Here is a 13,241-nt window from a genome sequence, read left to right as displayed (position 1 = left end):
GATGAGATGGACGTGGAAGATATCAATGGGTAGTGATTGTATCGAAGTATGAAAAGGGAATCGAAAGATGCCCTTGGAATACGGCACAAGCGCGAGAACTCAACCTGTAGCGCAAGCGGCTCGAAGAGAGACGCTCTCGTTATAGGGTCAAGCGAACAAGTGCATGTGGTGGATGCCTTGGCGATCACAGGCGATGAAGGACGCGGTAGCCTGCGAAAAGCTCCGGGGAGCTGGCAAACAAGCTTTGATCCGGAGATGTCCGAATGGGGAAACCCGGCCCGTATGGGTCATCCATGGCTGAATACATAGGCCATGCGAAGCGAACGCGGTGAACTGAAACATCTAAGTAACCGCAGGAACAGAAATCAACCGAGATTCCCAAAGTAGTGGCGAGCGAAATGGGATGAGCCTTGTACTCTTTATCTTTGTTGTTAGCCGAACGCTCTGGAAAGTGCGGCCATAGCAGGTGATAGCCCTGTAGGCGAAAACAGCGAGGAAGAACTAGGTGTACGACAAGTAGGGCGGGACACGTGAAATCCTGTCTGAAGATGGGGGGACCATCCTCCAAGGCTAAATACTCGTGATCGACCGATAGTGAACCAGTACCGTGAGGGAAAGGCGAAAAGAACCCCGGGAGGGGAGTGAAATAGATCCTGAAACCGCATGCATACAAACAGTCGGAGCCTCGTAAGGGGTGACGGCGTACCTTTTGTATAATGGGTCAGCGACTTACGTTCAGTAGCAAGCTTAACCGATTAGGGCAGGCGTAGCGAAAGCGAGTCCGAATAGGGCGTTCAGTTGCTGGGCGTAGACCCGAAACCAAGTGATCTATCCATGGCCAGGTTGAAGGTGCGGTAACACGTACTGGAGGACCGAACCCACTAACGTTGAAAAGTTAGGGGATGAGCTGTGGATAGGGGTGAAAGGCTAAACAAACTTGGAAATAGCTGGTTCTCTCCGAAAACTATTTAGGTAGTGCCTCGTGTGTCACCTTCGGGGGTAGAGCACTGTCATGGTTGAAGGGTCCATTGCGGATTACTTCGCCATAGCAAACTCCGAATACCAAAGAGTGTAATCACGGGAGACAGACATCGGGTGCTAACGTCCGGTGTCAAGAGGGAAACAACCCAGACCGCCAGCTAAGGTCCCCAAATATGGCTAAGTGGGAAACGAAGTGGGAAGGCTAAAACAGTCAGGAGGTTGGCTTAGAAGCAGCCACCCTTTAAAGAAAGCGTAATAGCTCACTGATCGAGTCGTCCTGCGCGGAAGATGTAACGGGGCTAAGCCATATACCGAAGCTGCGGATGCGTACGTAAGTACGTGTGGTAGGAGAGCGTTCCGTAAGCCTGCGAAGGTGTCTTGTAAAGGATGCTGGAGGTATCGGAAGTGCGAATGCTGACATGAGTAGCGATAAAGGGGGTGAAAGGCCCCCTCGCCGTAAGCCCAAGGTTTCCTACGCAACGTTCATCGGCGTAGGGTGAGTCGGCCCCTAAGGCGAGGCAGAAATGCGTAGCTGATGGGAAGCAGGTCAATATTCCTGCACCGTCGTGAGATGCGATGGGGGGACGGATCGCGGAAGGTTGTCCGGGTGTTGGAAGTCCCGGTCGCTGCATTGGAGAAGGCGCTTAGGCAAATCCGGGCGCGTAATTCAAGGGTGTGGCGCGAGTGGCTATAAGCCGCGAAGCAATCGGAAGGGGTCCCAAGAAAAGCCTCTAAGCTTCAGTCTCACGATGACCGTACCGCAAACCGACACAGGTGGGCGAGATGAGTATTCTAAGGCGCTTGAGAGAACTCGGGAGAAGGAACTCGGCAAATTGGTACCGTAACTTCGGGATAAGGTACGCCCTTGTAGCTTGACTGGCTCGCGCCAGGAGGGTGAAGGGGTTGCAATAAACTGGTGGCTGCGACTGTTTAATAAAAACACAGCACTCTGCAAACACGAAAGTGGACGTATAGGGTGTGACGCCTGCCCGGTGCCGGAAGATTAAATGATGGGGTGCAAGCTCTTGATTGAAGTCCCGGTAAACGGCGGCCGTAACTATAACGGTCCTAAGGTAGCGAAATTCCTTGTCGGGTAAGTTCCGACCTGCACGAATGGCGTAACGATGGCCACACTGTCTCCTCCCGAGACTCAGCGAAGTTGAAGTGTTTGTGATGATGCAATCTCCCCGCGGCTAGACGGAAAGACCCCATGAACCTTTACTGTAGCTTTGCATTGGACTTTGAACCGATCTGTGTAGGATAGGTGGGAGGCTATGAAACCGGAACGCTAGTTTCGGTGGAGCCGTCCTTGAAATACCACCCTGGTTTGTTTGAGGTTCTAACCTTGGCCCGTGATCCGGGTCGGGGACAGTGCATGGTAGGCAGTTTGACTGGGGCGGTCTCCTCCCAAAGTGTAACGGAGGAGTACGAAGGTACGCTAGGTACGGTCGGAAATCGTGCTGATAGTGCAATGGCATAAGCGTGCTTAACTGCGAGACCGACAAGTCGAGCAGGTGCGAAAGCAGGTCATAGTGATCCGGTGGTTCTGTATGGAAGGGCCATCGCTCAACGGATAAAAGGTACTCTGGGGATAACAGGCTGATACCGCCCAAGAGTTCATATCGACGGCGGTGTTTGGCACCTCGATGTCGGCTCATCTCATCCTGGGGCTGTAGCCGGTCCCAAGGGTATGGCTGTTCGCCATTTAAAGAGGTACGTGAGCTGGGTTTAAAACGTCGTGAGACAGTTTGGTCCCTATCTGCCGTGGGCGTTGGAAGTTTGAGGGGGGCTGCTCCTAGTACGAGAGGACCGGAGTGGACGAACCTCTGGTGTACCGGTTGTCACGCCAGTGGCATCGCCGGGTAGCTATGTTCGGAAGAGATAACCGCTGAAAGCATCTAAGCGGGAAACTCGCCTCAAGATGAGACTTCCCTGGGGACTCGATCCCCTTGAAGGGTCGTTCAAGACCAGGACGTTGATAGGTCGGGTGTGTACGTGCAGTAATGCACTCAGCTAACCGATACTAATTGCCCGTAAGGCTTGATCCTATAACCGGAGCGTCTTCGCTCTGATCGCGCGTGCCCCGCACCGCGTTCAGTGTGTGACAGGCGCGCTCAGGTTGACTCGCGATTCAGTGCCGTACAAGCACTACCCCGCCCGCCAGAGTGTGCGCTTCAGCGCATCACGCCGGTCAAGGCACAGCAAACATTACGCGATACTTCTTCCCAGATTGGCTTCGCAGCCCACACCGCTGCGCAGCAACAAGTCATGCCTGATGACCATAGCGAGTTGGTACCACCCCTTCCCATCCCGAACAGGACCGTGAAACGACTCCACGCCGATGATAGTGCGGATTGCCCGTGTGAAAGTAGGTAATCGTCAGGCTCCCTTCTTCTGAAAACCCCCGCCAGCTCCAAGCTCGCGGGGGTTTTTGCTTTGCCGTCCGCCCCTAATAAGTGAGAGGGTTGATCGAGGCGGCTTGCACACGGTGCTTGACATTGTGAAGCGTCGCCTTCATAATCATCCGTTCTCTGCGGAGGGGTGCCCGAGTGGCTAAAGGGGGCAGACTGTAAATCTGTTGGCTTACGCCTACGTTGGTTCGAATCCAACCTCCTCCACCAGAATATGCAAGCTGTGGTGCGGCAGGAATCGTAAAGGCACGATCGTGAAGCCTTAGCGGGTGTAGCTCAATGGTAGAGCAGAAGCCTTCCAAGCTTACGACGAGGGTTCGATTCCCTTCACCCGCTCCAATATGCCAAGAAGTAGCGCCCATGTGGCTCAGTGGTAGAGCACTCCCTTGGTAAGGGAGAGGTCGGCAGTTCGATCCTGCCCATGGGCACCAGCAAGTTTGTCTGTGATAGTTTGCGTGCGGCGCAACATACGGTAATCCTCTTAGGAGTCGAACATGGCTAAAGAGAAGTTTGAGCGGACCAAGCCGCACGTGAACGTCGGCACGATTGGTCACGTCGATCATGGCAAGACGACGCTGACGGCGGCGATCGCGACGGTGTTGTCGGCGAAGTTCGGCGGCGAAGCGAAGAAGTACGACGAAATCGACGCGGCACCGGAAGAAAAGGCGCGCGGCATCACGATCAACACGGCGCACATCGAGTACGAGACGGCCAACCGTCACTACGCACACGTGGACTGCCCGGGTCACGCGGACTACGTGAAGAACATGATCACGGGCGCGGCGCAGATGGACGGCGCCATCCTGGTGTGCTCGGCCGCTGACGGCCCGATGCCGCAAACGCGCGAGCACATTCTGCTGGCGCGCCAGGTGGGCGTGCCGTACATCATCGTGTTCCTGAACAAGTGCGACATGGTGGACGACGCGGAACTGCTCGAGCTGGTGGAAATGGAAGTGCGCGAGCTGCTGTCGAAGTACGACTTCCCGGGCGACGACACGCCGATCATCAAGGGCTCGGCGAAGCTGGCGCTGGAAGGCGACAAGGGCGAGCTGGGTGAAGTGGCGATCATGAACCTGGCCGACGCGCTGGACACGTACATCCCGACGCCGGAGCGCGCAGTGGACGGTGCGTTCCTGATGCCGGTGGAAGACGTGTTCTCGATCTCGGGCCGCGGCACGGTGGTGACGGGTCGCGTGGAGCGTGGCGTGATCAAGGTCGGTGAGGAAATCGAAATCGTCGGTATCAAGCCGACGCTGAAGACGACCTGCACGGGCGTGGAAATGTTCCGCAAGCTGCTGGACCAAGGTCAGGCAGGCGACAACGTGGGTATCCTGCTGCGCGGCACGAAGCGTGAAGAAGTGGAGCGCGGCCAGGTTCTGGCCAAGCCGGGTTCGATCACGCCGCACACGCACTTCACGGCTGAAGTGTACGTGCTGAGCAAGGACGAAGGCGGCCGTCACACGCCGTTCTTCAACAACTACCGTCCGCAGTTCTACTTCCGTACGACGGACGTGACGGGCTCGATCGAGCTGCCGAAGGACAAGGAAATGGTGATGCCGGGCGACAACGTGTCGATCACGGTCAAGCTGATCGCCCCGATCGCCATGGAAGAAGGTCTGCGCTTCGCTATCCGTGAAGGCGGCCGTACCGTCGGCGCAGGTGTCGTTGCAAAGATCATCGAGTAAAGTAAGCCAGTTAGTACTCGGTGGTCAGCGGTTTCGGGGTTGGCCTGACGGTCAACCCCAAATGGTTTAGGGGTATAGCTCAACTGGCAGAGCGTCGGTCTCCAAAACCGAAGGTTGGGGGTTCGATTCCCTCTGCCCCTGCCAAAATTTCTGCGCGCGTTGCGCGTAAGTTAAGGTGTTATGGCGAATCCTTCCGTCGAAGCTGTGGATACTTCCAGCGACAAATTGATGCTCATCGCGGGTGTATTGCTGGTCTTGGCCGGATTCGTTGCGTTCTTCTGGCTGAGTGGCCAGCAGTGGTATGTGCGCGGAGCCGCGCTCGCGGTCGGTGTTGCCGCAGGTGTGGTGGTCGGTCTCTTCTCCTCCCCCGGCAAGGGGTTTATCGCATTCGCCAAAGAGTCGTACAAGGAAGTCCGCAAGGTCGTCTGGCCGACTCGCAAGGAAGCGACGCAGACCACCCTCGTGGTCTTCGGCTTCGTGCTCGTCATGGCTGTGTTCCTCTGGGTCAGCGATAAGTCCATCGAGTGGGCCATTTTCTCGGCGATTCTGGGTTGGAAATGATATGAGCGGCGATACTCCAGCCTCTCCGGGCGGTAAGCGTTGGTACGTCGTCCATGCCTACTCGGGCATGGAAAAGAGCGTCCAGCGCGCGCTTCAGGAGCGCATCGAGCGCGCAGGCATGCAGGACAAGTTTGGCCAGATCCTCGTTCCGACTGAGGAAGTGGTCGAAGTGAAGGGCGGTCACAAGTCCGTGACCGAGCGTCGGTTTTTCCCGGGCTATGTGCTCGTCGAAATGGAAATGACCGACGAGACGTGGCACCTCGTGAAGAACACGGCGAAGGTAACCGGCTTCGTTGGCGGCGCACGCAACCGCCCGAGCCCGATTTCCCCCCGGGAAGTCGAAAAGATCATGTCGCAGATGCAAGAGGGCGTCGAAAAGCCGCGCCCCAAGACGTTGTTCGAAGTCGGCGAGATGGTGCGTGTCAAGGACGGTCCGTTCACGGACTTCAACGGCACGGTCGAAGAAGTCAACTACGAGAAGTCGCGCGTACGCGTCTCCGTCACCATCTTCGGACGTGCAACGCCCGTCGAGCTGGAATTCGGCCAGGTCGAAAAGCTTTGATCGAAATATGGCGGATCGCCCAACAGCGGGCGGTCCGTTTTCTGCGCTTACGGTCCGCATCGTTGACCGTTGAGGAGCGCCAGTAGCCGTCGAAGTTCGTAGGCGAACGTGCGTTATCACTCACCGAACGCTTCATGCGTTCCTAAGAGGTTTGTCGAAATGGCAAAGAAAATCATCGGCTTTATCAAGCTGCAGATCCCTGCAGGTAAAGCCAACCCGTCGCCGCCGGTCGGTCCGGCGCTGGGCCAGCGCGGCCTGAACATCATGGAGTTCTGCAAGGCGTTCAACGCGCAGACCCAATCGATGGAGCCGGGCCTGCCCGTGCCCGTCGTGATCACCGCGTTCGCGGACAAGAGCTTCACGTTCATCCTCAAGACGCCGCCGGCAACGGTTTTGATCAAGAAGGCTGCGAAGCTCGACAAGGGCTCGAGCAAGCCGCACACCGACAAGGTCGGCAAGATCACGCGCGCACAAGCCGAAGAAATCGCCAAGACGAAGATGCCCGATCTCACCGCTGCGGATCTCGACGCAGCTGTTCGTACGATCGCAGGCAGCGCCCGCTCGATGGGCATCACCGTGGAGGGCGTGTAAATGGCCAAGCTTTCTAAGCGTCTGCGGACATTCGCCGCCAAGGTCGACCGTCAGAAGCTCTACCCGATCGATGACGCACTCGCGCTCGTGAAGGAATGCGCAACCGCGAAGTTCGACGAGTCGATCGACGTTGCCGTGCAACTCGGCATCGATGCGAAGAAGTCGGATCAGGTCGTTCGCGGCTCCGTCGTGCTGCCCGCCGGTACCGGCAAGTCGGTGCGTGTCGCCGTGTTCGCGCAAGGCGACAAGGCTGAGCAAGCTCGCGCCGCCGGCGCCGAAATCGTCGGCATGGAAGACCTCGCCGAGCAGATCAAGGGCGGCAATCTGAATTTCGACGTCGTGATCGCGTCGCCCGACACGATGCGTGTCGTCGGTACGCTTGGTCAGATCCTCGGCCCGCGCGGCCTCATGCCGAACCCGAAGGTCGGCACGGTCACGCCCGACGTTGCCACCGCGGTCAAGAACGCGAAGGCTGGTCAGGTGCAGTTCCGCGTCGACAAGGCCGGTATCATCCACGCAACGATCGGCCGTGCTTCGTTCGAGCCGACCGCGCTGCGTACGAACCTGTCGGCGCTGATCGAAGCGCTGCAAAAGGCTAAGCCGGCGACGAGCAAGGGCGTGTACCTGCGCAAGGTCGCCGTGTCGAGCACGATGGGCGTCGGCGTTCGCGTCGATCAGGCCTCGCTCGCCGCACAGCAGTAATGAATCGACCGCGTCGGTTCGCCGGCGCGGTTTCAAGTGCTTTGGGCGGTCGCGAGAAGGCAGTTGCTTCTCGCGGCCGGTTGTCAAAGACCGTTGGTGGGGCCGCCGTAGTTGGGTGACCCCTTAATGAAGCCAACGCAGATGGCGAACCCGAAAAAGTTTAGTAGTGATGAGATGGTTTGCCCGGTGCAGCGATGCGCAGGGGCAGGCGGTCGAAATGCTCCTAACAGCTCGGACGCCGTTGTTGAACGCGGCACGCAGGGCGAGAAGTCAGGCGTGTCGAATCTGGAGGCTAACCGTGCCACTCAACAAAGAAGGTAAGCAGGCGGTCGTGGCTGAGGTTTCCGCGCGAGTCGCGAAAGCTCAGACCATCGTGCTGGCCGAGTATCGTGGAATCGCGGTTGGCGATCTGACGAAGCTGCGCGCGAAAGCGCGCGAGCAGCAGGTGTATCTGCGCGTGTTGAAGAACACGCTGGCGCGTCGCGCCGTCGAAGGTACCCCGTTCGCTCCTTTGGCTGAGCAGATGACCGGTCCCCTGATCTATGGCATCTCGGAAGATGCCGTCGCTGCCGCTAAAGTCGTCAACGACTTCAGCAAGGGCAACGATAAGTTGGTCATCAAGGCCGGTTCCTACGAAGGCAAGGTGATGGACAAGGCCGGCGTGCAAGCGCTTGCCAGCATCCCGAGCCGCGAAGAACTGCTCTCCAAGCTGCTGTTCGTCATGCAGGCACCTGTTTCGGGCTTCGCTCGCGCGCTCGCCGCGCTCGCGGAGAAGAAGCAGGGCGAAGCGGCCTGATTTCACACAGGCCGCGCATGGCGCACTTCAGCCTGGCGTAACCGATCGCTGGCTGTATCCGAATTCAATTTAGGAGTATTTCAAATGGCAATCGCAAAAGAAGACATCCTCGAAGCCGTAGGCACGATGTCGGTGATGGAACTGAACGACCTCGTGAAGGCGTTCGAAGAGAAGTTCGGCGTGTCGGCTGCGGCTGTCGCAGTCGCCGCGGGCCCGGCGGGCGGCGGCGCTGCTGCCGCTGCTGAAGAGCAGACCGAGTTCACGGTCAACCTGCTCGAAGCCGGCGCGAACAAGGTTTCCGTCATCAAGGCCGTTCGCGAACTGACGGGCCTGGGCCTGAAGGAAGCGAAGGACCTCGTCGACGGCGCACCGAAGCCCGTCAAGGAAGCGGTGCCCAAGGCCGCTGCCGAAGAGGCGAAGAAGAAGCTGGAAGACGCTGGCGCGAAGGCCGAGATCAAGTAATATCCGTCTCGCTCGGCGAAGGCTGGCGGTTTTTCCACCGCCGGCCTTTTTGTGCTTTGTGGGGCCCGTGTTTTGCTACGCTGCGGCGAGTGGATACGGTCCCATCAAAGCTTGGAACAGAGGCCAAAGAAATGGCTCCTCAGCAACGGCGAGGCGCACTTTTCTTTGTCTTCTGAAGCGACTGCAGAAGGCAAGTTTGGTCGGGCAGCAGGCAACACAGGCATCTGCTGCCGTCAGCCAGCGGTTGGTAGCGGCCAACCACCAAGCTTCTAGGCTCGTTCAAGCCTCAGGACGGCCATCGGGTCTCAGTCGGTGAACACTCGGGTTTTCCAGATCTTGGCCCCCTGCCTCGACCACCTGCCCGCCGTGATTCGGAGATCGTATGCAATATTCCTTCACCGAGAAGAAGCGTATTCGCAAGAGTTTCGCGAAGCGCCCCATCGTTCACCAAGTACCTTTCCTGCTGGCCACCCAGCTTGAATCATTCAGCACGTTTCTGCAAGCCGAGGTGTCCGCGTCTCAGCGCAAACCCGAAGGTTTGCAGGCCGCGTTCACGTCCGTTTTTCCGATCGTTTCGCACAACGGCTTCGCTCGCCTCGAGTTCGTGAGCTACGCGCTGTCGCCGCCGGCATTCAACATCAAGGAATGCCAGCAGCGTGGCCTCACCTATTGCTCGGCCCTGCGCGCGAAAGTGCGGCTCGTTATCCTCGATAAGGAATCGCCGACGAAGCCGGTCGTCAAGGAGGTGAAGGAGCAGGAAGTGTACATGGGCGAAATTCCGCTCATGACGCCGACGGGCTCGTTCGTCATCAACGGTACCGAGCGTGTGATCGTCTCGCAGCTGCACCGTTCGCCCGGCGTGTTCTTCGAGCACGACAAGGGCAAGACGCACAGCTCGGGCAAGCTGCTCTTCTCGGCGCGGATCATCCCCTACCGCGGCTCGTGGCTCGATTTCGAGTTCGATCCGAAGGATGTCCTCTACTTCCGTGTGGACCGTCGCCGCAAGATGCCGGTCACGATCCTGCTGAAGGCGATCGGCCTCACGCCCGAGCAGATCCTCGCCAACTTCTTCGTCTTCGACAACTTCACCCTGATGGGCGAAGGCGCGCAGATGGAGTTCGTTCCCGAGCGTCTGCGCGGTGAAGTCGCGCGGTTCGACATTACCGATCGCGACGGCAACGTCATCGTCCAGAAGGACAAGCGGATCAACGCCAAGCACATCCGCGACCTCGACAACGCCAAGACGAAGTTCATCTCGGTGCCCGAGGACTATCTGCTTGGTCGCGTGCTCGCGAAGAACGTCGTCGACGCCGAGACGGGCGAAGTGATCGCCAACGCGAACGACGAAATCACGGAAAGCACGCTCGAGAAGCTGCGTGAGGCGAAGGTCAAGGACATCCAGACGCTCTACACGAACGATCTCGACCAAGGTCCCTACATCTCGTCGACGCTGCGCATCGACGAAACCGCCGACAAAACCGCCGCGCGCATCGCGATCTACCGCATGATGCGCCCGGGCGAGCCGCCGACGGAAGAAGCCGTCGAGGCGCTCTTCAATCGTCTCTTCTACAGCGAAGACGCGTACGATCTCTCGAAGGTCGGCCGCATGAAGTTCAACCGCCGCGTCGGCCGTGACGAAATCACGGGCCCGATGACGCTGCAGGACGACGACATCCTCGCGACGATCAAGATCCTCGTCGAGCTGCGCAACGGCAAGGGCGAAGTGGACGACATCGACCACCTCGGCAACCGGCGCGTGCGCTGCGTTGGCGAACTCGCGGAAAACCAGTTCCGCGCCGGTCTCGTGCGCGTGGAGCGCGCGGTCAAGGAGCGCCTCGGTCAGGCCGAGAGCGAGAACCTGATGCCGCACGACCTGATCAATTCGAAGCCGATTTCGTCGGCGATTCGCGAATTTTTCGGCTCGTCGCAGCTCTCGCAGTTCATGGACCAGACGAACCCGCTGTCGGAGATCACGCACAAGCGCCGTGTCTCCGCCCTGGGCCCGGGCGGTCTGACGCGCGAACGCGCCGGCTTCGAGGTGCGCGACGTGCACCCGACGCACTACGGCCGCGTGTGCCCGATCGAAACGCCGGAAGGTCCGAACATCGGTCTTATCAACTCGCTCGCCCTCTATGCGCACCTGAACGAGTATGGCTTCCTCGAGACGCCGTACCGCAAGGTCGTCGACGGCAAGGTCACCGATCAGATCGATTACCTCTCGGCGATCGAGGAAGGTCGCTACGTGATCGCGCAGGCGAACGCGGCGGTGGCCGACGACGGCACGCTCACCGACGAACTGGTTTCGTCGCGTGAAGCCGGCGAAACGCTGATGGTCACGCCGGACCGTATCCAGTACATGGACGTGGCGCCGTCGCAGATCGTCTCGGTCGCAGCCTCGCTGATTCCGTTCCTCGAGCACGACGACGCGAACCGCGCATTGATGGGCTCGAACATGCAGCGCCAGGCCGTGCCTTGCCTGCGCCCGGAAAAGCCGGTTGTCGGTACGGGCATCGAGCGCACCGTCGCGGTGGACTCGGGCACGACCGTGCAGGCACTGCGCGGCGGCGTGGTCGACTATGTCGACGCGGGCCGTATCGTCATTCGCGTGAACGACGACGAAGCCGTGGCCGGCGATGTCGGTGTGGATATCTACAACCTCATCAAGTACACGCGCTCGAACCAGAACACGAACATCAACCAGCGTCCGATCGTGAAGGTCGGCGACAAGGTCGCGCGCGGTGACGTGCTGGCCGATGGCGCCTCGACCGATCTGGGCGAGCTCGCGCTCGGCCAGAACATGCTCGTCGCGTTCATGCCGTGGAACGGCTACAACTTCGAGGATTCGATCCTGATCTCCGAGAAGGTCGTGGCCGACGATCGCTACACGTCGATCCACATCGAAGAGCTCAACGTCGTCGCTCGCGACACGAAGCTCGGACCCGAGGAAATCACGCGCGATATCTCGAACCTCGCCGAAGTGCAGCTCTCGCGCCTCGACGAGTCGGGCATCGTCTACATCGGCGCGGAAGTGGAAGCCGGCGACGTGCTCGTCGGCAAGGTCACGCCGAAGGGCGAAACGCAGCTCACGCCGGAAGAGAAGCTGCTGCGCGCGATTTTCGGCGAGAAGGCCTCGGACGTGAAGGACACGTCGCTGCGCGTGCCCTCGGGCATGAGCGGCACGGTCATCGACGTGCAGGTGTTCACGCGCGAAGGCATCCAGCGCGACAAGCGTGCTCAGCAGATCATCGACGATGAACTGAAGCGCTACCGCCTGGACCTCAACGACCAGCTGCGTATCGTGGAAGGCGATGCGTTCCAGCGTCTCGCGCGCATGCTCGTCGGCAAGGTGGCCAACGGTGGTCCGAAGAAGCTCGCGAAGGGCACGAAGATCGACCAGGCCTACCTCGAGGACCTCGACCACTATCACTGGTTCGACATCCGCCTCGCGGACGAGGAAGCTGCTGCTCAGCTCGAAGCCATCAAGGATTCGATCGAGCAAAAGCGTCATCAGTTCGACCTCGCCTTCGAAGAGAAGCGCAAGAAGCTCACGCAAGGCGACGAACTGCCGCCGGGCGTGCTGAAGATGGTCAAGGTCTATCTCGCCGTCAAGCGCCGTCTGCAGCCTGGCGACAAGATGGCCGGCCGTCACGGTAACAAGGGCGTGGTCTCGAAGATCGTTCCGATCGAGGATATGCCGTACATGGCTGACGGGCGTCCCGCGGACGTGGTGCTGAACCCCCTCGGCGTGCCGTCGCGGATGAACGTGGGTCAGGTGCTCGAAGTGCATCTGGGCTGGGCCGCGAAGGGTCTCGGCTGGCGTATCGGCGAAATGCTGCAGCGTCAGGCCAAGATCGAAGAGCTGCGTGTATTCCTGACGAAGCTCTACAACGAGTCGGGCCACGCCGAGGAGCTCGATGGCTTCGGCGACGACGAGATCCTCGAACTCGCGAAGAACCTGCGTGAAGGCGTGCCGTTCGCGACGCCGGTGTTCGACGGGGCGACGGAAGAGGAAATGTCGAAGATGCTCGACCTCGCGTTCCCCGACGAGATCGCGGAGCAGCTCGGCATGACGCCGTCGAAGAACCAGGTGCGTCTGTACGACGGGCGCACGGGCGAGGCGTTCGAGCGCACGGTCACGGTTGGCTACATGCACTACCTGAAGCTGCACCACCTTGTCGACGACAAGATGCACGCGCGTTCGACGGGCCCGTACTCGCTCGTCACGCAGCAGCCGCTGGGTGGTAAGGCGCAATTCGGTGGTCAGCGCTTCGGTGAAATGGAAGTGTGGGCGCTCGAGGCGTATGGCGCTTCGTATGTGCTGCAGGAAATGTTGACGGTGAAGTCCGATGACGTGACGGGCCGCACGAAGGTGTACGAGAACCTCGTGAAGGGCGACCACGTGATCGACGCGGGCATGCCGGAATCCTTCAACGTGCTGGTGAAGGAAATCCGCTCGCTCGGCATCGACATCGACCTCGACCGCAACTAAT

General features: G+C 59.5%; 8 protein-coding genes, 4 tRNA genes and 2 rRNA genes. All 14 read left to right on the top strand.

All coding sequences use genetic code 11. From position 1 onward, the window contains the following. Positions 1–145 precede the first annotated feature (145 nt). The 14 genes from U0034_RS08225 to rpoB all read left to right on the top strand — a co-directional run bounded on the left by U0034_RS08225 (position 146) and on the right by rpoB (position 13,240). Positions 146–3,029 (top strand): 23S ribosomal RNA (locus U0034_RS08225). 223 nt (positions 3,030–3,252) lie between these two features. After that, a 5S ribosomal RNA gene (gene rrf / locus U0034_RS08220) occupies positions 3,253–3,366 on the top strand. A gap of 150 nt (positions 3,367–3,516) precedes the next feature. After that, positions 3,517–3,602 (top strand) — tRNA-Tyr (locus U0034_RS08215). A gap of 55 nt (positions 3,603–3,657) precedes the next feature. Beyond that, a tRNA-Gly gene (locus tag U0034_RS08210) sits at positions 3,658–3,731 on the top strand. A 17-nt stretch (positions 3,732–3,748) separates the two neighbouring features. Next, positions 3,749–3,823 (top strand) — tRNA-Thr (locus U0034_RS08205). Positions 3,824–3,886: 63 nt separating this feature from the next. Then, on the top strand, positions 3,887–5,077 hold the full coding sequence (gene tuf, locus U0034_RS08200) for an elongation factor Tu (RefSeq protein WP_085228323.1): 1,191 nt from the start codon (positions 3,887–3,889) through the stop codon (positions 5,075–5,077). A gap of 68 nt (positions 5,078–5,145) precedes the next feature. Continuing rightward, positions 5,146–5,221 (top strand) — tRNA-Trp (locus U0034_RS08195). Positions 5,222–5,257: 36 nt separating this feature from the next. After that, positions 5,258–5,638 (top strand): preprotein translocase subunit SecE, encoded by a 381-nt coding sequence (gene secE, locus U0034_RS08190; protein ID WP_085228340.1) that lies wholly within the window; start codon positions 5,258–5,260, stop codon positions 5,636–5,638. Position 5,639: 1 nt separating this feature from the next. Next, positions 5,640–6,200: a transcription termination/antitermination protein NusG gene (gene nusG / locus U0034_RS08185; protein WP_085228339.1), complete on the top strand. Its 561-nt coding sequence runs from the start codon at positions 5,640–5,642 to the stop codon at positions 6,198–6,200. A gap of 159 nt (positions 6,201–6,359) precedes the next feature. Continuing rightward, a complete protein-coding gene (rplK, locus tag U0034_RS08180) occupies positions 6,360–6,791 on the top strand; it encodes a 50S ribosomal protein L11 (RefSeq protein WP_085228338.1) in 432 nt (143 codons plus the stop codon). Beyond that, positions 6,792–7,493: a 50S ribosomal protein L1 gene (rplA, locus tag U0034_RS08175; protein WP_085228337.1), complete on the top strand. Its 702-nt coding sequence runs from the start codon at positions 6,792–6,794 to the stop codon at positions 7,491–7,493. A 298-nt stretch (positions 7,494–7,791) separates the two neighbouring features. Continuing rightward, positions 7,792–8,289 (top strand): 50S ribosomal protein L10, encoded by a 498-nt coding sequence (gene rplJ / locus U0034_RS08170; protein ID WP_085228336.1) that lies wholly within the window; start codon positions 7,792–7,794, stop codon positions 8,287–8,289. A gap of 84 nt (positions 8,290–8,373) precedes the next feature. Beyond that, complete coding sequence (gene rplL, locus U0034_RS08165; RefSeq protein ID WP_085228335.1) at positions 8,374–8,751, top strand: 50S ribosomal protein L7/L12; 378 nt, start codon at positions 8,374–8,376, stop codon at positions 8,749–8,751. A gap of 382 nt (positions 8,752–9,133) precedes the next feature. Further along, positions 9,134–13,240, top strand: a complete 4,107-nt coding sequence (rpoB, locus tag U0034_RS08160; RefSeq protein WP_085228334.1) for a DNA-directed RNA polymerase subunit beta — start codon at positions 9,134–9,136, stop codon at positions 13,238–13,240. The last annotated feature ends 1 nt before the right edge of the window (position 13,241 follow it).

The organism is Trinickia caryophylli, assembly GCF_034424545.1.
Lineage (GTDB): Bacteria > Pseudomonadota > Gammaproteobacteria > Burkholderiales > Burkholderiaceae > Trinickia > Trinickia caryophylli.
The sequence above is the reverse complement of the archived record's forward strand: the minus strand, read 5'-3'. Positions and strand labels throughout refer to the sequence as shown.